Raw genomic sequence first — 22665 nt, forward strand, 5'->3', positions numbered from 1 at the left:
GTGTTGGCAGCCTTTAGCTGTGGGAGCTAACCGAGGACAGCCCAGTAGTCTGGCAAAATGATTGATTAGGAATTTATCAGTGAATGTAACGATCTTTGGTACCGGCTATGTTGGGTTGGTAACCGGTACTTGCCTGGCGGATTCGGGCCATCGGGTCTGCTGTGTGGATATCGATCAGGAGAAAATTGACCGCCTCAATGGTGGTGAGATTCCGATCTATGAGCCGGGCTTGTCGTCGTTGGTCAGTAAGAATGTCGATGCCGGCCGGCTGCGCTTCACTACCGATGCTGCTGATGCGGTGGATTATGCCGAGGTCATCTTTATCGCGGTGGGGACACCGCCGGATCAAGATGGTTCCGCTGATCTGAGCTATGTGCTGGCTGTAGCTGCTCAGGTTGGTGAGCTGATGAAGCAACCCAAGATCGTACTGAATAAGTCGACTGTACCGGTGGGTACCGCCGACTTGGTGAGTGATGCTATCGGTGAAGCGCTTCAGCAACGGGGTATGGCGCTGGACTATCAGGTTGCTTCCAATCCGGAGTTTTTGAAGGAGGGCAATGCGGTTGCCGACTTTATGAAGCCGGACCGAATCATCGTGGGTACCGAGTCGGACTGGGTTCGTAAGCAGATGACCGAACTCTATGCGCCGTTTAACCGGATGCGCGACAAGCTGGTATTTATGGATCCTCGCTCGGCTGAAATGACCAAATACGCCGCCAACGCGATGCTGGCGACTAAAATCAGCTTTATGAATGAGATGGCCAACTTGGCCGAACACCTCGGCGCCGATATTGAATTGGTGCGCCAGGGAATTGGTTCGGATCCCCGCATTGGTTACCACTTTATCTACCCAGGCTGCGGTTATGGAGGGTCCTGCTTCCCCAAGGACGTTCAGGCGATAGAGCGGATGGCCCAGAAAGTCGGCTATGAAGCGCAGCTGATTGGCGCTGTGGAAGCGGTAAACCAGCGCCAAAAATCGAAGTTGTTTGAGCGGATTAGTAATCACTTTAACGGCGACCTGAAGGGACGGACCTTTGCGCTCTGGGGATTGGCGTTTAAACCCAATACCGATGATATGCGCGAAGCACCCAGCAGGGTACTGATGGAGAAGTTGTGGCAGGCCGGTGCCCGAGTCCGGGCTTATGATCCGGAAGCGATGGCGGAAACCCGTCGAATCTACGGTGATCGAGAGGACCTGGCGCTCTGCGATTCTCAGGATGAGGCTCTTGAGGGGGCCGACGGGTTGGTTATCTGCACCGAGTGGTCCAGCTTCAGGACACCGGATTTTGATATGTTACACCAGCGCTTAACAGAGACTCTGATCTTTGATGGTCGAAACCTGTTCGACCCGCAGCAGATGTCTGATCAAGGCTTTACCTATTACGGTATGGGGCGGGGTCGGAGCCTGGGTGGATTCAAGCGCGGATGATTTCGACTCTGCTTTCCCTGCATCGCTACCAGAAGGCGGTAGTGATCGCGTTGATGGATACCGTTCTGGTGGTCCTGGCGCTGTGGATAGCATTTTCACTTCGGCTCGGGGAGTTTTATCTTCCTGGCGGCAAGCAGTGGTGGTTGTTTGTCTGTGCCCCGCTGGTTGCCGTGCCGATTTTTATCCGTTTGGGGCTGTATCGAGCGGTGATCCGGTATATCGGACATCGTGCCATGTCGACGATTGCTTATGCCAATGCGTTGGTGGCGATCGCCTGGTCGATGCTGCCCTTTTACCTGTCTAATTTTTTCCATTGGGAGCTTTTTTCGCCCCGCTCCTTGCCGTTTATCTTCTGGATGGTGCTCTGCATCCTGGTTGGCGGCAGTCGACAGATGTTTCGCTGGTTTATTGCCGGTACCTTTCGTCGGAAAGGGGATCATTTTGCCTTGATCTACGGCGCCGGTGAGGCGGGTTACCAATTGGCAAGCTCGTTGTCGCAAAGCTCTGATGTTCGGCTGTTGGGGTTTATCGATGATAATCCGACGCTAAAAGGTCAGCAGATAGCCGATTTGCCGGTACTCGGAGGCGCCGATGTGATCGAGACGTTGTCTGGCGAGTATGAATCGTTGGAGGTGCTGTTGGCGATGCCAGGCCTGACAGCTCCGGATCGCCGACGCATTCTACAGGGGTTGGAACAGGTGGATGTGATCGTACGCTCCATCCCGTCGTTGGGTCAGATCGTGCTTGGAAAAGCGGATCTGACTTCATTGAACGAAGTACAGTTAGAGGACTTGCTAGGGCGAGCGCCGGTCGAGCCCGACCCGGAGCTGTTGGCGAAATCGGTCAAAGGGCGAATGGTGTTGGTATCGGGGGCCGGAGGGTCTATCGGCTCGGAACTATGCCGTCAGTTGCTGATGCAACACCCCGATCGTTTATTACTGCTGGAACAGAATGAGTTTGGTCTTTACCAGATCGAAGCGGAATTACGGCAGCTCAAGAAGCATTATCGATTGGATGTAGAGCTTGTACCGGTTCTGGGCTCGGTTACGGATGCTGAGCGGATGGGACGTGTGCTTCGGGAATTTGGCGTAGAGGTAGTGTTTCACGCCGCAGCTTACAAGCATGTCCCCATCGTCGAGCAGAATGTGATCCCGGCAATTCGTAATAATGTGCTGGGTACCTGGGAACTGGCCCATGCGGCGATGACGGCTGGGGTGAATCGCTTTGTGCTGGTTTCAACCGATAAGGCGGTCCGACCCACCAATATCATGGGGGCCAGTAAACGATTGGCGGAAATGGTTCTGCAGGGCTTGCAGCAGCACTCTAAGAACCAGAGTACGCGTTTTGTGATAGTTCGCTTCGGAAATGTATTGGGCTCTTCTGGATCGGTGATCCCGCTGTTCAGGAAACAGATTGAACAAGGTGGGCCGCTGACGGTTACCGACCGGCGGATTACTCGCTATTTCATGACCATTCCAGAAGCTGCGTCACTGGTTATTCAGGCCGGAGCCATGGGGATGGGAGGCGAGCTTTACGTGCTGGATATGGGCGAACCGGTGAAAATTGATGATCTGGCTCGTAGAATGATCCGCTTGAGTGGTTACAGAGTCCAGGCAGAGGGCGAGCTGGGGATTGAGATTCGCTACACTGGTCTCAGACCCGGTGAGAAATTGTATGAAGAGTTACTGATCGGGGATGATGTCAGTATCAGTAACCATGAGCGCATCTGGGTGGCCAATGAAGCGGGACCTGATGCAATTGAACTTGATCGGCTGGTGATGCGGGTGCAGGAATTGGTTGAACAGCAGCAGGTTTTGGGGCTGCGTCAGCTGATGTTTGAGCAGGTTAACGGGTTCAAACCTCAATGTGAGAATCAGGACTTGCTCGATCATGTGCACCCTGCGCACGAACAATAGAAACGGATTGGAAGAGAGGTCGTACAGAAAGGCTATGGAACAAAATCAGCAACGGATAGCCGTTATCGGTCTGGGGTATGTGGGTCTTCCGCTGGCTGTTGCCTTTGCTCGGCAATACCCGACCCTGGGTTTTGACATCAATCCGCAACGGGTCCAAGCATTGCGTCATGGGCGTGACGATACGCTTGAAGTCAGTCCGGAAGAGCTGGCATCGGTGCCGCAGCTGGAGTTCAGTTGCGATGTCGAAGCGCTAAAAAGCTGTAACCATTATATCGTTACGGTTCCTACACCGATCGATGTGCATAAACAGCCGGATCTGACCCCGTTACGCAAGGCCTCAGAGACGGTGGGCTCGATGTTATGTGCAGGCGATACGGTGATCTACGAATCGACAGTTTATCCTGGCGCTACTGAAGAGGTGTGCGTTCCGATTCTGGAACAGGTTTCCGGTCTTACGTTCAACCAAGACTTCACCGTGGGCTATAGTCCAGAGCGGATCAATCCCGGTGACAAGACCCACCGTCTGGAGACTATCCTAAAGGTGACCTCAGGTTCGACCGAAGAAGCTGCCGAGCGGATCGATGCCCTCTATGGCTCAATCATTACCGCCGGAACCCATCGAGCCAGCTCCCTTAAAGTTGCCGAGGCGGCCAAAGTCATCGAGAACACTCAGCGGGATTTGAATATCGCGCTGGTCAATGAGTTGGCAATAATCTTCAATCGCCTGGGCATCGATACCGGTGAGGTCTTGGCCGCTGCAGGAACCAAGTGGAACTTCCTCCCCTTCAAACCAGGCTTGGTTGGCGGGCACTGCATCAGCATCGATCCATACTATCTGACCCATAAGGCCCAGGCGATCGGCTATCATCCGGAGATTATTCTGGCGGGGCGCCGGCTCAATGATGGTATGGGGGCTCACGTCGTATCCCACGTGGTCAAACTGATGACCCAGAAAAAGATCCAAGTGGTTGATAGCCGGGTACTGATATTGGGGTTGACCTTCAAAGAAAACTGTCCAGACCTACGTAACACTCGGGTTGTCGATATGATCGAGGAGTTGGGTGAGTATCATGCCAGTGTGGATGTCTATGATCCTTGGGCTGATCCTGAGGAAGCGCGACAGGAGTACGGTATTGAGCTGAGTTCAAGCTTGAATAACGGCAGTTATGATGCTGTTATTCTGGCCGTATCCCATCAGCAGTTCCAAGAGTTGGGTGTCGAAGCAATTCAAGCTTTAGGAAAGCCTGATTCGGTTCTTTTTGACATCAAACATTTATTGCCAGCAGGGGCTGTAGACGCTCGACTTTGATCTGCTGTCGTCTACCAAATTCACAGAGAAAAGGAAGGTCGAATGAAAGTTTTGGTCACCGGAGCCGCAGGCTTTATCGGTTCCCACGTCAGCCGGGTTTTACTGGATCGCGGCGATCAAGTCGTTGGACTGGACAACCTCAATGATTATTACGATGTCAGTCTGAAGCAGGCCCGCTTGGATAGGCTGATTGGTGACGATGCCTTTTCATTTGTCAAAATAGATGTCGCCGATCAGAGCGGTATGGAGAAGCTGTTCGCCGACGAAAGGTTTGATCGAGTTGTTCACCTGGCCGCTCAGGCGGGGGTACGTTACAGCCTTGAAAATCCTCGTTCGTATATCGACAGTAATATTGTCGGCTTTCTGAATATCCTCGAAGGCTGTCGCCACCATCAAGTGGAGAACCTGGTCTATGCCTCATCGAGCTCAGTTTATGGCGCCAATGAATCGATGCCATTTTCCGAGCATGACAACATTGATCACCCGTTATCACTTTATGCGGCATCAAAAAAATCTAATGAATTGATGGCCCATACCTACAGCCATCTTTTCGGCCTGCCGACTACAGGCCTGCGCTTTTTTACTGTTTATGGCCCTTGGGGGCGTCCAGATATGGCTCTGTTCCTGTTCACTAAAGCCATACTGGCAGGTGAGCCCATCAATGTCTTCAACTACGGCAAGCACCGCCGTGATTTCACCTATATCGATGATATTGTCGAGGGGATCGTTCGTACATTGGATCGAATTGCTGAACCTGATCCTAATTGGACGGGGATGAAGCCTGATCCGGCAACCAGTAAAGCTCCTTGGCGGGTATTTAATATCGGTAACCAGAATCCGGTTGAGTTATTGGATTATATCGGAGCTATTGAAACGGCCCTTGGTAAGAAGGCTGAGATGAACTTGCTTCCACTGCAGCCGGGCGATGTGCCCGATACCTATGCCGATGTACAGTCGTTAGTTGATTGGGTTGAGTATAAACCCGAAACGACAGTGGAAGATGGTGTGGGGCGTTTCGTCGATTGGTACCAGCGCCATTATCAAGCTGGTGAAGGTGAACTTTAAATTCGACCTCTCGAGAAGTACTAATGTCAAAGAAGACTGTTTATGTTGGGATGAGTGCTGACCTTGTTCATCCTGGGCATATAAATATCTTAAAGGTAGCTGCATCCTTAGGTGAAGTAACAGTGGGGCTGCTGACAGATGCAGCCATAGCAAGCTACAAACGGTTGCCATACCTGACTTACGAGCAGCGTAAAACTGTAATTGAGAACTTCAGTAGCGTGGCTCAAGTGATACCTCAAGCTACTCTCGACTACTCAAAAAACCTGCAGCAATTAAAACCGGATTTTGTCGTGCACGGTGATGACTGGAAGGTAGGTGTTCAGGCGAAAACTCGTCAACGGGTGGAAGAGCTGATATCAAGTTGGGGCGGTGAGTTGGTTGAAGTCCCCTATACCCAGGGTATTTCTTCCACCCAGCTGCACGGTGCCTTGAAGGAGATAGGTACTACTCCCGATATTCGGATGAAACGACTACGCAGGTTGATTGATTCCAAATCCGTTGTCAGGGTTATGGAGGTTCATAATGGTTTGTCCGGCTTGATCGTAGAACGTACACAGGTTAACTGTGAGCACAAGCTGCTAGAGTTTGATGCCATGTGGTCAAGCAGCTTGACCGACTCAACTGCCAAGGGAAAGCCAGATATTGAAGCTGTTGATATGACGGCTAGGTTGGCGACCGTTAATGAGATTTTTGAGGTAACCACCAAACCGATGATATTCGATGCGGACACAGGTGGTTTGCCAGAGCACTTCGCTTTTACTGTTCGTAATCTAGAGCGCCTTGGGGTATCGGCGGTTATTATCGAAGATAAGATTGGATTGAAAAGAAACTCCCTGTTAGGTAACGATGTCGTGCAGCAGCAGGCCTCAATAGAATCTTTTTGTGACAAGATTAAAGCGGGTAAGCTGGCTCAAATTACTCAGGACTTCATGATCGTAGCGCGTATCGAAAGCCTTATTCTAGACAAGGGGCAGGAGGATGCGTTGATCAGAACCCGGGCCTATATAGAATCTGGTGCCGATGCCATTATGATCCATAGTCGAAAACCAGATGCCGATGAGATATTGGCTTATTGTAAGGCTTTCAGGAAATGGGGCTTCAACGTTCCACTTGTTGTAGTACCTACCAGTTACAATCAGATCACTGAATCCCAGCTCAGTGATGCTGGTGTGAATGTGGTCATCTACGCCAATCATATGCTACGGGCAGCCTATCCGGGAATGGTCAAAGTTGCCAAATCGATTTTAGCGAATCAGCGATCAGCCGAAGCTGAAACCGACTGTATGCCTATTAATGATATTTTGGAGCTGATACCAGGAACTCACTAGGTGGAGCAATGCTTGAAACAAGCCATTATATTGAGTTACTGATACGGCAGGGGGTCAGCTTTGCCACAGGTGTTCCCGATTCACTTCTCAAATCACTCTGCCAGCAGCTCAGTGCGCAGAAACAGATACCTCATGTTACTGCAGTAAGCGAAGGGGCTGCTGTAGGATTGGCCATTGGCCATCATTTGGCCAGTTCTGGGTTGCCGCTGGTCTATATGCAAAATTCAGGATTGGGCAACGCAGTGAACCCGCTACTGTCGTTGGCCGATTCAGAAGTTTATGGCATTCCAATGCTGTTGCTTATTGGCTGGAGGGGTGAGCCCGGTATCAAAGATGAACCTCAGCACCAGAAGCAGGGCCGAGTTACGAAGGCCCTGCTGGATGCGATGGAAATCCCTTTTGAGGTATTGGAAGAGGGGCTGGCTGAAAAACAGCTAGAGCAGTTGCTGCGGTTAGCCCGAAAAAACAGCTGTCCGGTCGCTCTGCTAGTAAGGAAAGAGAGTTTTACCACAGAGCTAGATGATGCATCTGCCGCCTCTAGTTTTAATCTTATGAGCCGTGAAGAGGCTATACAGTGTGTGGTCCATCAGCTAGGAAGAGATACCGCAGTGGTGGCTACTACAGGAATGGCTTCACGCGAACTCTATGAATATCGTTGCCATCATGATGTTCTCTCCGGACAGGACTTTCTAACGGTAGGTGGGATGGGGCATGCCTCACAGATTGCATTGTCCGTGTCAATGTTCAAACCTGAGCAGAGGGTTTGCTGCCTGGATGGCGATGGCGCAGCTCTAATGCATTTGGGAGGCATAGCTAGCAATGCTGTGTTGGCCAATGAAAACTACCTGCATGTGTTGCTAAATAATGGGTGCCATGACTCTGTAGGCGGACAAGCGACGATAGCGGACCGAGTTAATTGGCCTGCTTTGGCCGTGGCAGTCGGTTTCAAGCAAGCAGAGTCAGTAGCATCACCAACGCAGCTTAGAGCACTGTTGGCTCAGCCACGTCAAAAGGCCCTTTTTGTAGAAATCCAAATCGCAGCTGGACATAGAGCGGACTTAGGGCGTCCCACATCTTCACCCAAACAAAACAAAAAAAGCTTTATGGAATTTCTGGATGGCTGATGAAATAAACGTGCTGCAAGGGGGCTTAGCCGAAGAGCTATCCCGGATAATTACTAAGCGGGCTAGTCGCAGAGTACTGTTGGTGACTGGTCGCTCATCCTTTAGAAGTTGTGGCGCCCATCAGACGCTCACTTCTTTGTTTGGCGACTTGGGAATAATATTTGATCGTTTTAGCGACTTTGCTGTGAACCCTAGGCTTGAAGATGCAGTCAAGGGGGCTGAGCAAGCTCGTAACTTTTCCCCCGACTTGATAGTTGCGATTGGCGGAGGAAGTGTGCTGGACATGGCAAAGCTAATTCGAGCGCTTCTGGTTATTCCAGGACCTGTAGAGTCATTGCTATCCCATGTTTATGGCAGTTTGCCTCAGGGGCTCTGCCTGGTGGCAGTACCAACAACTGCAGGTACCGGGAGTGAAGCAACTCATTTTGCAGTTGTTTATCACCAAAAACAGAAATACTCTTTCGCCGACCCCAATGTACTGCCAGATAAGGTGATTCTTGATCCAAATCTCACCTTGGGGCTATCAGCCAGGTTGACGGCGATCAGTGGATTCGATGCGTTGTCGCAGGCAATAGAGGCCTATTGGGCAGTTGGAGCAACAGATGAGAGCCAAGGCTACTCTAAGATAGCTATAAGACTGCTGTGGTCATCGCTTGAATCAGCGGTTAACCAGCCTAGTGAACTGAATCGGGAAAGGATGCTGGAAGGTGCCTACTGGGCTGGCCGGGCAATAAATATTGCCAAGACTACTGCTGCTCACGCTTTGTCGTACCCGTTAACGAGCAATTATGGAATACCGCATGGGCATGCGGTCGCGCTGAGCCTAGGAAAAATCTTGATACTCAACAGTCAGGTTGAACAGTTTCAACCCGCTGACCCTCTTTCTAGAGAGTGCGTAGCCCAGCGTTTACAAGACCTATGCTACTTGCTTGGCGCCGAAGGGCCTGAGCAGGCTTGTGGTAAGTTATATCGACTGATGGAAAAGGTGGGGCTGGAAACTTCACTCAATCAGTTGGGTGTGTGCTCGCAATTGGCTGCAACTCAAGTGCTATCAGCTGTCAATGTAGAGCGGTTAGGGAATAACCCTTTGCGGTTAACGCCAGCTGCTTTGGCATTGATATGGTCTGATGAAGGATCGGATGGTTAGAGATTTGGACCTGGAATTCAGGCCTAAAGGTAAGTATCAAGTTGATCTGGACAGTCTCGCTGGATATCAGTCAGTAGTTACTATTGCAGATCCATTTCCCCTCGCCCTCAAGGGAAATGTTTATGTTCTGGCCGAGGTTGAAGGTTACAGACAGAGTGGTTGTTACTTTAAGACGCTGGGGGCATTCGAACTGAGTCTAGATAAAAAGGCATTGGTCTATCTGGACGAGCTTTGGTCGAATGATTCAGCAGAGTATTCTTTCCCTTTCCTGTTCGTTGATAACGACAGAATCCTTTTGATTCCTGATGTTAATCTTGGTGGCGATTCTAGCGCCAAGCTGTTTCGTATTTATGAAACCAGTAAGGGGCACTTTCCTTTTGGCTGGTCTCTTTTGCACGAAGGTAAATTGGAAGACGCCCCCTTGCCATCTGACAAGGTATTGGTGCGAGAAGACGGGACTTGGCATTTGTTCGTGTCCGATGGTAGTCATGGAGGTCAGTTGCTGCTTTATACCTCAACGGATTTAATCTCTTGGGAGCCTCATGCTGCGAACCCTTTGCTTTCCCGATCGCTCCTCACCCGGCTGGCTAACCGGATATTGCCTTACCGTTGGTATCGCACCCGGCCCTGGCGGCTTGGTGGAGGGGCGCTTGAAGTTGACGGGCGTTTGGTTTTACCTGTCCAGCATCAGTACCACAATAAACTCTACGGGGAGGCGTTATCGCTAATCGAACTGAGCGGCTTGAAGCAGGGAAGGGGCAGGGTTTCTCAGTCCCCCCAGGCTTTCATGACCCCTGATTCGAAGGTGGCTTGGAGGTCATGGGGTACTCATCATATCGCCATGATCAATGCTGAGAACTTTTCTTGGGTCGCAACCGATGGCTTTGATGGTGAGAAATGGCATATAGCGCTTGATGATGGGGAAAGCTTGGTGGCTAAAGGAATTCAAGCAAGGGTAAGTAGTTGAGAACGGCTCTCTCTCTGGCGTTGGTATCGGCTATTGCTCTCGCGTTAGGCAAGGGAACCGCGTTAATAGCTAAAGTCATTTTGGCACGGACTTTCTCAGATGCAGATTACGGTTTATTTAATGTATTTCTGTCGTTGACCTCAATGCTGTCTATTGTCGCGGTGATTGGGCTGCCAAAAGGGGTCGTCGGGTACTATCCGAGGTTGGCGACAAAAACAGATGCTCAAGCTTTAAGGGGAATGGTCTTTTACCCCCCTGCGGCAGTGGTGGCCGCCTCGGTGATAATAGCCGGAACCTACCAAGTATTGATGCAGCTGGGATTTGCTATCGACTTTCAATTGCAACCTAAACACTGGCTTATCGTTGCTTGGACCTTGCCTGCGCAAGCCCTGATTCTTCTATTTGGTCATCTATTGCTGGCCTCTGGAAGGTCAACGTCCTACGTGGTCTCCTCACAGCTTCTTTTTAATGGCCTTTTTCTGGTTGGTGTGGCTTTACTGGCCTGGAAAGAGGGGCAGTCGCTAGATGCACTGCTGAACCTTTATGCATTCTTCAGCTGGGTCGTGGTTTTGCTTTTGGCGGCTTGGTGCCTGTGGGTAATGAAGCTTGATGGCTGGTTGGATGCTTGGGCAGCCAAGCTCCCACCGGGCGAATTTTGGCGCTATAGCTTTACCCTGCTGCTGTCGATGCTCTGTTATGTGGCGTTGGGAAATGTTGATCGATTGATGTTGATTGGCTGGGTGAGGGCCGGTGACGTCGCTGATTACAGTGTTGCTTTTACTGTCGCAGCGACTCTACCATTGATGCTGCTGTTGGTAGATGCCTATTTGACCCCAAAACTCTCATCCGCGTTTGCCGCCGCCGCTGTCGAAGACGCTGTTGGCTTCTATCAGCGCTGTAACCGACTGCTAGCATTAGGCGCCTCCATCGTCGTTGTCTTGTTTGTGGTTTTCGCTAAGCCGTTGTTGTCGTTGTTTGATGAGACCTATATACGGGCCGAATCGTTACTTCTGATATTGCTTCTAGGCGAATACATCAATGTTTTATTTGGTACCTCTGGAAGGATGCTTCAGCTTGGCGGAGCTCAGTCTCGTGAGGCTCAGTTGGTTGCCGTGATGGTCGCTTTCAATGTTGGGCTGAATTTTCTGCTGATCCCCGCTTACGGTGTTTTAGGCGCTGTCTGGGCTACTTGTCTTACCCGGGTGTTACATGCACTGGCTAAATCCTGGCAGATCTATTTGAAATGGGGTGCAACTGCTTGGGGGGAACACTGGCTTTGGGTGAGCGCCGTTTGTTGTGGGACTTGTACGCTGCTTCTTGTAAGTACTTTGGCGTGATCACTATATGGCAGTAATGATGATCGATTTTCTTAGGTTGGGTCGAGAAGATGCCTTGTTTGAAGAGGCGATGCTTAAGCGAATGCTGCGAAAGTTTTTGGGGCATCTGGGTTTTGGCTTTGCGGTTAAGCTGTGGAGCCTTAGGGCATTAGTTGATCGACTTGATAATGAGTCGGTCAACTCCATTGTCGATTTCGGCTGTGGTGACGGAATGTACACCTTTTGGCTCCAGAAAAGGTTTGTAAACGCTAGTGTATTTGGAATTGATGGGGATGCCGCAGCGATAACACATGCTCAGCTGAAATCGCGGCACTTTACTGACGGGAAAGTGTTGTTTGAATGCTGCCGCTTTGATCAGTATAAGGCCAGTACCGATGCTGATCTTGTAGTTTGCTTAGATGCCATCTACTACACAGAAGATGGCATGGAATACCTTAAAAAGGCATGTTCGATGGTGAAGCCTAGCGGCCATCTGATTCTGTCATTGCCTTATCTGGATCGCCATTATCAATCGGATTTTGGTTACTTTACCGGCGATGTATCGATTGATAAGTTGGCACCGCTGTATCGGCTGGAAAATATTCAGCAAGCTTTGGTGGCTCAGGGCTTTATCCTTGAAGAAGTCATTCAATACCCTAATCCATTACTCCGCTGGCTGATTGAGGCGCAGCGCTCGCGAAAACCCTACATAAACCTTCTGTACCCTTTCTGGCTGGTTTTTTCCAAGTTAACGTTTCGGACAGGGCACCAGCGAAGCACACATTTCATGCTGCTCGCTCAACGATCCTCAACCGCTTGCAGCAGGGACGAAAAGTGATCGTTACAGTCCAGCCTAATTCCAACGCACTCTTTAGCAACTACTGGAAAAGAAAAATAGACGATGCTGGCGCAACTCTTGATTGGCCGCTGGCGCAAACAGGTGAACCAGATTATTGCGTCTTTATCCCTCAGATGGGACTGGTGATAAAGCACCTGGACAGCTCAAGTCGTCGCTTCATATGTGAGCATTTCTCCCGTGCAGGGAGGCAGCACTACTGGCTATGGAAGCTGTGGCTGGCAGCCGTTTCCTGGGCTCCGAGGTGGTTCGCCCCTGCTACGGTTAGGATTGCGTTGGACGGTGACCTGGTTTATTTCGGTAATTCTATTATTGAGTATGACTTCGCTCGAAAGCGGGTCTCGAAATTGTACAAGGAGCCTCTAGCTCCTTACCTTTGTGAAAGCCTTAATTATATCGATGACACAATCGATCATCTGGAGGGCGGCGGCGTCCGTGTGTCTTCAGATTTGAGGCCAGGCAGGCCGCTGGATTACCGGAATGAGGCCTCGTTGTTGGAAGAAGGGTTTTCGACAGCGCTGCAGATAATCCAATGTCGAAATCTGCCTGCTCATCACCAACAGGTGAGCGTAGGCAGTTATGCTAAGAACTTAGCACAGACGCTTCCCGAAGCTTGTATCAACCCATACTTTTCCGAACTCATCAGCAGTTTGAGCAAGGAAGCAGACAATGTGGTACTGAGTTTGAGTCACGGGGACTTTAAACCGGAGAATATTATTCATCACCGCCAGCAGTTTTGGCTGATTGATTGGGAAGTCGCTTCCATGCGTAGTGAGCTACACGACGTTATGAATATCGTGATACACCCCGCTGTGCATGGTATAGATTATCCTTCGAACTCCCCCTGGACACTTCTAGAACGCCTCAGTTATCAGCTATTAGGCAGAGAGGTTGACCGTAGTTTTTTGATTACGGCGTTACGACTGGCTCTGGTTGAAAAATATTGCCTGTATATGAACTCTGGCCGCTGGGATAGCTGCCTAGAGCAAACCGCAAAGGATTGGTGTGACGGTGTCGACCGTTTGAAGCGGTTATTGGGAGGAACTCAGTGACACCTTTACGCAAACAAGTTGCAGCGCGGTTTTTGTCAAAGCCTGGAGTATTGGTCCTGACGACTAAAGAAAGGCTTGCTGAATTTCTTGGTGGTACAACGGATAAGGATTTAGATTTATTTGCTCCGTGCTCTACTGCACAGGCGTTTTCGGCCTCCGAGCTTGGAGGGGGGTTCTTTCAGGAGTGGAAGAAAGGTGCTGCTGATAAGGTTTTGCTGCATAGCTACGAAGAGCGTATAGCAAGGCTATGCCTACTTGATGCTCATTGGCAGCTCTATTTTTCTCATCTTGGCAGGTCTTATCGTTTAACACAGGGACTAATCGAACAAATGCGCCAGCGGGGTGAACTGTCTGAAGGAGTGGCGTGTCTGTCGCCATCCGATCGGCTGTTCTTTATTTTACTGGCGGTGTTATTCAAAGGGCGATCTGTAGAACATTATCGTGACGAGCTGGTTACCCTTAATGAAGGCTTTTCAGAACTTGATGGCTGTTTGCGTCGATACGGTATTTCGTCTGGAGATTGCGACGCGTTATTAGGCTCCCTTCGACAGGGCTCGAATGTGCCTCCGCACAGTGTAGATGCTCTGATTAGAACAGTTTTTGAGAAAGTTTCTTTTGGGGCGAGGCTTAGATGGTGGGCATCGTTGCTGTTACGTGCCCCTCAAATAGTAACCTGTCGTGGTCCGCTTGTTAGCTTGGTCGGCATTGATGGCGCCGGAAAAAGCTCGCTAGAGCGTGAGATAAATAAAAACCTACCGATTAAGATTCGTTCCATTTATTGGGCCTCACGTAACATGCTTTTACCGACAACTAAGCTTCATCGTTGGCTTGAGCGAAAAATACGAGGGGTGGATGTTCGAAAAACGGATCAACCAGAAGTTAAAGTGATTCCAGGTAAGTCGCATCCGCCTGCTGCCAAGAGTAGAGTGATAAAGCAGGTTGGCTTGGCTGTTCTGCTTGTTAACCAGTATCTTGAGTATCTAGCAAAATATGGACTCGCTTTGATTCACCGTTTACGTGGCACCATTGTTCTGACTGATCGCTATGTTTACGATGAGTTTTTAGAGTACCAAAGCCCGTTTTTTAAAGTTAATAACTTTTTATATCGGCGGCTTTACCCTCGGCCGGGCTTGCTTATTATTGCCACCGCCAGCGCAGAAACGATTCATCGGCGTAAGCCAAGCATATCTCTTGAACAAGCGGAGCATCATGTTTCTGAATACCGGCGAGTTGGGGCAGAGCTTGCAAAGCAGGGGGTTGAGGTTTTAGAGCTGAGTTCTGATCAACCACTGGATGAAAATGCGAAACAGGCATTGGCAAAAATTTTTGAAGTTTGGAAAGGGGCTTAATACGTTGACCATCAAAGAGCTTAGAGCTGTCTGCCAACCTGCCTATAAGCAGAAAATTGATCCGTTAATGGAATGGTATTTATTACGCCCCTTTTCGATCTACTTTACCTGGTTTTTTGTTCGCCTGGGGGTAGGCCCAAACTGGGTGACCTTAATGGGAATGTTGCTGGGCTGCGCTGGCAGCGGCCTGCTGATGCTTGGTCAAGTCGGTTGGGGCGTTGCTGGTGCTGTGTTGATCTGGTTGGGTTTCCTGTTCGATTGTGTTGATGGTGAAGTAGCACGTTATAGCGGAAAAGGTTCTCTGCGGGGCACTTACCTTGACTACTTTGTTGGCGGCGTCAACGACATGGCGATCATGCTAGGGCTGTCTTTTTATGTTGCCCAAACGATGGGCTGGCCCTTGGTATTGGTTGTTACCGCAGGTGTCGCAATGGCCTACCTTGAAAAAATCATCGGCTTGTATGCGCAATGCGTTATATACCGTAACATCCGCGCATCATGGGACAGCGTCGAGGTTGATGAAGCTCAAAGCTATGATGATAAGGTTTGGAAGGAGATGGGGCTCTGGTCGAGATTGCTGCGAGTGCCGTTTGAAACCTTCTTTCGGGCTTCTCTTATTCTTGTCGCCTTTATCGTTGGTGCGTCGGTTGGCGAACATCAGGTGGTCGCCTGGGCCTGGGTGTTGATCTTAGTATTGGGTTATACCCTGGTGGCTAAGTCATTCTATTCTGAGTTTTTTCAGGATCGGGTGGGCACTTCAATGGCTGACTTTATTGGGGCGTTAAAAGGGCGTGTCTGAGCCTCTTCGAGTTCTCTTTCCAGAAGCGAGTGCAACCTTCGGCGGTTCTCAGGTCAGTACTCTGGACCTGGTCGAACACTTAAGCCGCGAGTCCCTCCCGATAGAGGTCTCGGTAGCACTGCAGAGCGACACGCCATTCTACCGTTACTACAAGCAGCGTCAGCTTGCTTCGCGTCATCATCTACTTGGCCGCCGTGGGTACCCTGGTGGGCGTCACCTGCTGTGGATTTGCCGATATTTATGGCGCGCTTGTGGCCTGCTGCGTCGCGAACGTATCGATATCGTTCACTGTACCAATGAGACGCTGCTTTTATGGTTGTTACCTTGTGTGCTGTGTCGAACGAAGTTGATCTGGAATCTCCGTGTAGAGGTGGGGACTGGCTGGAAAATTCTCCTTCGAAAGTGGTTTTATCTGTCAGTATGTGACGAGGTTATCGCTGTATCACAGGCAGCCCTTGGGTCGCTGAACCGCCCTGGCGGCAGTATCAAGCCTCGGCTGAGTATGATTCCTAATTTCGCACCTGAAAGGCTGATAAACAGTGTTGCGATAATCGAGCCAAGGCCCGCAGATGAGGTGTTGAATATTGGCTTTGTCGGGCGCTTAGATGACCCGTTAAAAGACCCAGCCAGGGCATTTCGTATCATTGCTGGACTACTGCAGCGGGGAGTATCTCTACGTTTTCATCTGTTTGGCCACCAGAATGAGAGTATTCGACGCCAGCTGCTGGCTTCATTTCCTAGCGCCTATCATGATCGGGTGGTTTTTCATGGATGGCAAAACCTTGAAGAAACTTACCCAAAAATAGACCTGCTGTTGATGACCACGTTAACTGAAGGTTTTCCTCGTGTGGTAATGGAAGCTGCGTTATTCGGGGTGCCTGCGGTATCAACCTCGGTAGGCGGAGTACCGGAGGCGATTGCTCATGAGGTGTCAGGCTACTGTTTTACTGAAGATTCCGAGGCCGTTGATGTGGTTGCAAGGCTGGCCACAAATCGCCAATTGTTAAATGGCTGGGGGGCTGCTGCGAAGCAACGTTATCTGAATGAACTCAGTTGGAAAGAGGTGGTGCCGCGTTATCTTAAAACCTATCAGCGCCTCTTATCCCGGGGCTAGTCGCGTGGACGTATTGCTTTTAGTCGAGGGCTTGTAGATGTGTGGTCTTGTCGGGCAATGGCGTCTTGACGGGGAAGCGGTCAACTTTGATGCATTGATTCATGCGCGCGAAGCGATGGTCAATCGAGGGCCGGATGACGCTGGAGTCGAGCAGTGCCTCAATGGTTCCATGGCAATGGCTCATCGACGCTTGTCGATCATCGACTTGAGTCAGAGTGGGCATCAGCCAATGAAGGATCTGGCAAACGGTAATCTTCTTGTTTTTAATGGTGAAATTTATAACCACCAAGAGCTGCGAGAAGAACTGGTTTGCTCAGGCTGCGTTTTTTCCAGCAGTAGCGACACCGAGGTGATTTTGCATGCCTATCGGCACTGGGGAAGGTCCTGCTTTAGTCGCTTTATAGGCATGTTTGCTCTGGCGCTTTTTGACCAGCACAAGCAGGAGCTGCTACTGGCGCGCGATCGCTTTGGGGTAAAACCCCTGTTTTATAGCCGGGATAGCCAGCAGCTCAGCTTTGCCAGTCGACTCAAACCGTTACAGCTTTTACGTGGGCACTGTCAATTGGATAGCCAGGCGTTGGGGCAGTTCTACGAGATGGGGTGGGTCTGTGGCTCGGATACTTTGATCGAAGGTGTGCGAAAGGTAGCTCCTGGCAGCTGCCTGACTTTTCGTGCCGATGGTCACTGCCATGTTGAGAATTTCTGGCGCATGCCAACACGCTTAGCCAAGGCTACCCCCTGGACTGATAGCAGTGTTGATGAGCTTGACCGGCTGCTTAATGACTCGGTGAGATTAAGGTTGACCAGCGATGTTCCTGTCGGGGTTTTCTTATCAGGGGGGATAGATTCAAGTTTGGTTGCCGCCTTGATGGCGGAACAATCATCAGAACCGGTCACCGCCTTTACGCTTGGTTTTGATCATCCGGATTATGATGAGAGCCGTTACGCCAAGCAGATAGCAAGGCACCTGGGCTGCCGCTATGAAGAGTTGGTATTGAGCCCCAGCGGATTGTTGGCTGAGGCTGAACGCGTGTTTCCACTCTCGGATGAGCCACTGACCGACCCTGCGATGCTGCCTACATCTATCATCGCCCGGCTGGCGAGCGAGCAACAGGTTAAGGTCTGCCTGACCGGTGACGGTGGCGATGAGTTGTTTCTAGGCTATCGATTGCATCAGGTAATGGAGCGTTTTCGACGGCTGGAGCAAATAGGACCTCTTGCAGCAAGAGCGATGGCCGTTTTGGCGCGTTTTTTACCCGCTAAACGCTACGCATTGATACGCGGGTTCCTGCAGCAGCCGAACTTCGAAAGTAGATACTGTTATCTCAGGGCGATGGTTTCCGGCCCGTTGGGTGAAAGCTGGCAAGCTTTAGCGCAGGAACCCTTTTCTCGAACACTTAACTCGAGCTTCGGCGCGACGCGAGCGGCTGAGTTAGATATTCGCTCTTATTTGCCTGAGCAGTTGCTGTCGAAGACGGACTTGAGCACTATGCAATGGTCAGTTGAGGCCCGGGAACCTTTGCTAGATCATCGCTTGGCTGAATTCTCGGCAAGGTTCGCAGTGCCGGATCTTATGGGCAAGTCGCCGCTCAAGCATGTATTGCAACGCTATTTGCCGAATGAGCTTTGGGATAGACCTAAGCAAGGCTTTAATGTGCCAGTAGATGATTGGCTAAGAGGGCCGATGTTCCCGCTTTTAGACCAGCTGCGGGATGAATGGGAAGATGACGAGTGGCTCAGTCGTGGCAAAATTTGTGAACTCGTTGATGATTTTTTGATTAAAGGCTCTACCAAAGGGAATTTTATCTGGGCGCTGGCTGCGTTTGTCTCCTGGAAAAATAATCTTCAACAGTGGAGCAGCAAGCAGGCGTTTGGGTGACTCAATGGCAGACTGTATTGTGAATAAAGTACGATGAACGATATGGAAATTGATAAGGAAATTAAGCAGCTTGCAACCGTTTTTCCTTTCGGGGGATATATGTCTGCGTCTGAAGAGGCATATATCAATGTTGCCAATAGCGTTAGGAAGTACTTGCCCACAGGAGGCCGTATTTTGGATTTCGGGGCCGGGCCCTGTGATAAAACAGCGGTCTTGCAAAGGTTAGGCTATCAATGTACCGCTTTTGACGATCTATCAGATGATTGGCATCTTGAGGCTGATAACCGGGATAAGATCCTGTCTTTTGCGAGACAAATTGGTATTGAGTATGTAATGGATTACTCAATCCTTGGCTCCGCCGAGTGCCGTGGTTTTGATATGGTGATGCTCCATGATGTACTGGAGCACTTGCATGACTCGCCCAGGGATTTGTTGAATGACCTGCTGGCATTGGTAAAGGACGGCGGGTTGTTATTCATTACGGTGCCGAATGCCGTCAATCTCAGGAAACGCATTTCTGTATTATCCGGAAAAACCAACCTTCCCGCCTTTGATTCGTTCTACTGGAATAAAGGGCCCTGGCGTGGGCATATACGCGAGTATGTTAAAGGCGATTTGAGCCTGCTTAGCGATTACCTCGGATTGGAGAAGATAGAACTGCGTAGCTGTCACCACATGTTAAGAGTACTACCTGCGCCGGCAAGACCTTTTTTCCGTGCGATCACATGTTTGTTTCCAGGGTGGCGGGATAGCTGGCTGTTGATCGCCAGAAAACCCTCCCATTGGCAGCCCTCGCGTAATCTGAATGAGTCAGATTACGCGGCAATGATGAGCCGAATTAACCTCTATAACAGATAGTTACTATCGACAGATGAGAATTTGTGTTAATGCGATGGCTCTGCGTGCTGCAGGAGGGCGCAGTGTCGGACTTAACTTTTTGCGAGCCTGTGCTGAAGGAGCGGCTTCACACCACACCATTGACGCCTTGGTGCCCAGTGGGGCTGGTTATGAAGCACTGGCCAGTGAAAACTTGCGGATCCACCCGGTACCGCCCTGGCTCAATCGCATCTGGTTTCGCCCCTATGCCGATAAAATATGGATACCGGCCAAGGTCAGGGAACTGGAGGCTGACGTACTTTTTAGCATGGGCAATATAGCCACGCCTTTTGACGGGCCGCAGCTCGTTCTTTTTCATCTGCCTTATGCCATTTACCCTGATCGACATAGCTGGGGAAAAATTGGCTGGAAAGACCGGCTGATCCTAAATCTGATGATTGCAAACGTCTCCCATACAATTGGCGGGGCGTCGAAAGTAGCAGTGCAGACAGAAACCGCTAAACGGCGTTTAATGCAACAGTTTGGATTGCCATCTCAGCAGCTGGAGGTAATTCCTAATGCGATTTCACTGCCTTCAGAGGCTGGAGTAGAAGGGCAATGTGGTTCTGAATTTGATTATTTAAGGTTAACCGAAGGGCGCACCCTGTTGTGTCTGAGCCGCTACTATACCCATAAGAACCTTGAAGTTTTCCTTCCGCTGGCACGGCTGATCAGAGAGCAGCGGTTATCGATTCGCATCTTGTTGACCCTAGGCGCTGAAGAGATGCCTGCTTGCCGTCAGTTGCTTAATCAATTGGCCGCTGAGCAGTTAGATGAAATAGTGGTGAATATCGGGCCTGTGAATATGCAGCGGGTCCCTGCTTTATATCGTGCTGTCGATGGGATGATCTTGCCGACGTTGCTGGAGTCTTTTTCAGGGACCTATATTGAGGCGATGTACTATGGGGTTCCTGTCCTAACGTCAGATCGTGATTTTGCCCGGGATGTCTGCGCGGATAACGCGTCCTACTTTGACCCTGTTGATCCTCAGTCAATTCTCGCAACAATCGAGCAGCTGTTCTCTGATTCTGAAAGGCTTGAGCGTTGCCGGACTGGTGGTAGGGCGAGGGTGGCTTCAATGCCGAGCTGGCCTCAGGTGGCAGAATGCTATATCTCGCAGCTGGAGAAACTACATGAGGCCGGTTGATAGCAGCCAGGGTTGCCTGGAGGGTCGGCACTAGTGTGCGGTATAGCGGGAGTTGTTGTCTCTGGCGAGTCAGGCTTTCGGGTTAGCGAGGCATTGATCGTGTCGATGCGTGATTCAATGATGCACCGAGGTCCGGACGGTGGTGGAACCTGGCTCAGTGATGATCTTAGGGTAGGGTTAGGTCACCGGCGTTTGTCGGTTATTGATCTGTCCAATGCGGCCGCTCAACCGATGAGTTCTGCCAACCAGGAGGTGGTTGTTAGCTTCAATGGTGAAATCTATAACCATGCAGACCTCCGAGACCAGCTGAAGGCTGAGGGGGTTGATGATTGGCGTACCGATCATTCTGATACCGAAGTCTTGCTCAATGCCTATCTGGCTTGGGGTATCGATTGCATCCATCGCTTTCGTGGCATGTTTGCGATAGCGATTTGGGACGCTCGAAGCCGGAGACTGTATCTCGTAAGGGATAGATTTGGCGTCAAGCCATTGTATTTCAGCCAGCATAATGGGCGCCTGGCCTTCGCTTCTGAGATTAAGGCGTTGCTGCAAGACCCAGAGCAGCCACGAAAGGTAAATGAGGATGCCCTGTTTCATTACCTGTCTTTTTTGACCACTCCTGCTCCAATGACCTTGTTCCAGGGGATATCCAAGCTTGAAGCGGGCTGTTACCTGGAAGTGGATGTTGAAGCCGGCCGTTTAAATAATCATCGCTATTATGAGTTATTGGACAATGTGCCTGAGGCTGAAGAGGTCGACGATCAGCGGTTAGCTGAGCGGGTACTGCAAAAGCTGCGGCAAGCGGTCAATATTCGCAAAGTTAGTGATGTTCCGATGGGGGTCTTCTTATCTGGGGGGATTGACTCCAGTAGTAATGCGGCTTTGTTTTCGGAGGGTAGTGATATCCCCATAAAAACCTTCTCGATAGGTTATGAAGGGAAATATCGCTCTTATACAAATGAATTGGTGTATGCGAAACAGGCTGCGGATTCAGTCGGAGCCCAATATCATGAACGCCTATTAAACCAGCAAGACTTATTGGACTTTCTGGATACCATGGTGCATCTGCAGGATGAGCCGATTGCCGATCCGGTCTGCTTCCCGGTTTATTTTGTTTCCCAGTTAGCCCGCCAGAACGGTGTCACTGTCTGCCATGTTGGCGAAGGTGCTGATGAGCTGTATTGGGGGTACCGTAGTTGGAAGGTTAAGCTGGCGTTGCAAAAATGGGCGGATGTTCCCGGTACCCGATGGCTGCAGCGTGGAGTGATGAAATGTCTGGAATGGCTAGGAGCAGACCGTCATTTGGCCTACGAGGCTCTGCGTAGATCGGTCAGCGGACAGCCTGTGTTCTGGGGCGGCGCTGAAGCTTTCACGGCAAAGGAAAAACAGCAGCTGCTGTCACCTAGGTTAAGGAATAAATTCCAACGGCGTACCTCCTGGGAGGTGATAGAGCCTATTCGCCAGCGCTTTGAGCGACACGCCAGGGTCCGTTCTGATCTCAACTGGATGACCTATTTAGACCTCAATCTCAGGTTGCCTGAGCTATTGCTGATGCGAGTTGACAAGATGTCGATGGGAGTGAGCCTGGAGGCGAGGGTGCCATTCTTGGATCATGAATTTGTTGAATTCGCCATGTCCATACCGGAGGAAGTTAAGACCGAAGGAGGTCAGCTGAAACGAGTGCTTAAGTTGGCTGTTGCAGGGTTGATTCCAGACAATTTGATCCACCGTAAGAAACAAGGCTTTGCTGTTCCCGTTTATGAATGGCTGTTTGACAGATTAGGGGAGCAGATAAAAGACGATGTGAGGGTGTTTTGCCAGAAAACAGATTATTTCGACTTCCAATTTTTTGAAGAACTATTAGAACAAAGGCCTGGGCCGCAAGTATGGTACTTGTATAATTTTGTTCTTTGGTGGAATGCTTTTATCGCCCCAGGCGGATCCTCTGAAGATTCGACTGATGTGGCTTAATTGGCTTGGTTTTAGCCTTTG

General features: G+C 50.4%; 18 protein-coding genes. All 18 read left to right on the forward strand.

Annotation, left to right across the window (positions count from 1 at the left end; genetic code table 11):
• The first annotated feature begins 79 nt into the window (after positions 1 to 79).
• Genes DV711_RS10525 through asnB (DV711_RS10605) form a run of 18 tightly spaced genes read left to right on the forward strand, consistent with a single transcriptional unit; the run spans position 80 to position 22644 of the window.
• Entirely contained in the window at positions 80 to 1429 is a 1350-nt protein-coding gene (locus tag DV711_RS10525; protein ID WP_114695607.1) for a UDP-glucose dehydrogenase family protein, read from the forward strand.
• Positions 1426 to 3345, forward strand: coding sequence for a polysaccharide biosynthesis protein (locus tag DV711_RS10530; protein ID WP_114695608.1), 1920 nt, complete (start codon positions 1426 to 1428; stop codon positions 3343 to 3345). Before DV711_RS10525 ends, DV711_RS10530 begins: the two co-directional genes overlap by 4 nt.
• A gap of 34 nt (positions 3346 to 3379) precedes the next feature.
• A complete protein-coding gene (gene tviB / locus DV711_RS10535; protein ID WP_114695609.1) occupies positions 3380 to 4654 on the forward strand; it encodes a Vi polysaccharide biosynthesis UDP-N-acetylglucosamine C-6 dehydrogenase TviB in 1275 nt (424 codons plus the stop codon).
• A 42-nt stretch (positions 4655 to 4696) separates the two neighbouring features.
• Entirely contained in the window at positions 4697 to 5719 is a 1023-nt protein-coding gene (locus tag DV711_RS10540) for an NAD-dependent epimerase (RefSeq protein ID WP_114695610.1), read from the forward strand.
• 23 nt (positions 5720 to 5742) lie between these two features.
• Positions 5743 to 7047, forward strand: a complete 1305-nt coding sequence (aepX, locus tag DV711_RS10545) for a phosphoenolpyruvate mutase (protein WP_114695611.1) — start codon at positions 5743 to 5745, stop codon at positions 7045 to 7047.
• 8 nt (positions 7048 to 7055) lie between these two features.
• Positions 7056 to 8171, forward strand: a complete 1116-nt coding sequence (aepY, locus tag DV711_RS10550; RefSeq protein ID WP_114695612.1) for a phosphonopyruvate decarboxylase — start codon at positions 7056 to 7058, stop codon at positions 8169 to 8171.
• Complete coding sequence (locus DV711_RS10555) at positions 8164 to 9318, forward strand: phosphonoacetaldehyde reductase (RefSeq protein WP_114695613.1); 1155 nt, start codon at positions 8164 to 8166, stop codon at positions 9316 to 9318. The genes aepY and DV711_RS10555 overlap by 8 nt, the downstream gene beginning before the upstream one ends.
• Positions 9299 to 10285 (forward strand): glucosamine inositolphosphorylceramide transferase family protein, encoded by a 987-nt coding sequence (locus DV711_RS10560; RefSeq protein WP_207802599.1) that lies wholly within the window; start codon positions 9299 to 9301, stop codon positions 10283 to 10285. Before DV711_RS10555 ends, DV711_RS10560 begins: the two co-directional genes overlap by 20 nt.
• The gene (locus DV711_RS10565) at positions 10282 to 11622 is read left to right on the forward strand and encodes an MATE family efflux transporter (RefSeq protein ID WP_114695615.1); all 1341 of its coding nucleotides are present in this window, start codon (positions 10282 to 10284) and stop codon (positions 11620 to 11622) included. Before DV711_RS10560 ends, DV711_RS10565 begins: the two co-directional genes overlap by 4 nt.
• A 7-nt stretch (positions 11623 to 11629) precedes the next feature.
• Positions 11630 to 12439 (forward strand): class I SAM-dependent methyltransferase, encoded by an 810-nt coding sequence (locus tag DV711_RS10570; protein ID WP_114695616.1) that lies wholly within the window; start codon positions 11630 to 11632, stop codon positions 12437 to 12439.
• Complete coding sequence (locus tag DV711_RS10575; RefSeq protein ID WP_114695617.1) at positions 12436 to 13509, forward strand: hypothetical protein; 1074 nt, start codon at positions 12436 to 12438, stop codon at positions 13507 to 13509. The genes DV711_RS10570 and DV711_RS10575 overlap by 4 nt, the downstream gene beginning before the upstream one ends.
• Positions 13506 to 14858 carry a nucleoside/nucleotide kinase family protein gene (locus DV711_RS19340; protein ID WP_133297441.1) on the forward strand — a complete coding sequence of 451 codons (1353 nt, stop codon included), beginning with the start codon at positions 13506 to 13508 and terminating at the stop codon, positions 14856 to 14858. The genes DV711_RS10575 and DV711_RS19340 overlap by 4 nt, the downstream gene beginning before the upstream one ends.
• 4 nt (positions 14859 to 14862) lie before the next feature.
• Positions 14863 to 15657: a CDP-alcohol phosphatidyltransferase family protein gene (locus DV711_RS10580; RefSeq protein WP_165840076.1), complete on the forward strand. Its 795-nt coding sequence runs from the start codon at positions 14863 to 14865 to the stop codon at positions 15655 to 15657.
• Positions 15650 to 16771 carry a glycosyltransferase family 4 protein gene (locus DV711_RS10585; protein ID WP_114695619.1) on the forward strand — a complete coding sequence of 374 codons (1122 nt, stop codon included), beginning with the start codon at positions 15650 to 15652 and terminating at the stop codon, positions 16769 to 16771. The genes DV711_RS10580 and DV711_RS10585 overlap by 8 nt, the downstream gene beginning before the upstream one ends.
• Before the next feature lie 37 nt (positions 16772 to 16808).
• Positions 16809 to 18650, forward strand: a complete 1842-nt coding sequence (gene asnB / locus DV711_RS10590) for an asparagine synthase (glutamine-hydrolyzing) (protein WP_114695620.1) — start codon at positions 16809 to 16811, stop codon at positions 18648 to 18650.
• 42 nt (positions 18651 to 18692) lie between these two features.
• The gene (locus DV711_RS10595; RefSeq protein WP_207802600.1) at positions 18693 to 19508 is read left to right on the forward strand and encodes a class I SAM-dependent methyltransferase; all 816 of its coding nucleotides are present in this window, start codon (positions 18693 to 18695) and stop codon (positions 19506 to 19508) included.
• 34 nt (positions 19509 to 19542) lie between these two features.
• A complete protein-coding gene (locus tag DV711_RS10600; RefSeq protein ID WP_165840077.1) occupies positions 19543 to 20673 on the forward strand; it encodes a glycosyltransferase family 4 protein in 1131 nt (376 codons plus the stop codon).
• A gap of 33 nt (positions 20674 to 20706) precedes the next feature.
• Complete coding sequence (asnB, locus tag DV711_RS10605) at positions 20707 to 22644, forward strand: asparagine synthase (glutamine-hydrolyzing) (RefSeq protein WP_114695623.1); 1938 nt, start codon at positions 20707 to 20709, stop codon at positions 22642 to 22644.
• Positions 22645 to 22665: the final 21 nt, after the last annotated feature.

Source organism: Motiliproteus coralliicola (assembly GCF_003345655.1).
Classification (GTDB): domain Bacteria; phylum Pseudomonadota; class Gammaproteobacteria; order Pseudomonadales; family Balneatricaceae; genus Motiliproteus; species Motiliproteus coralliicola.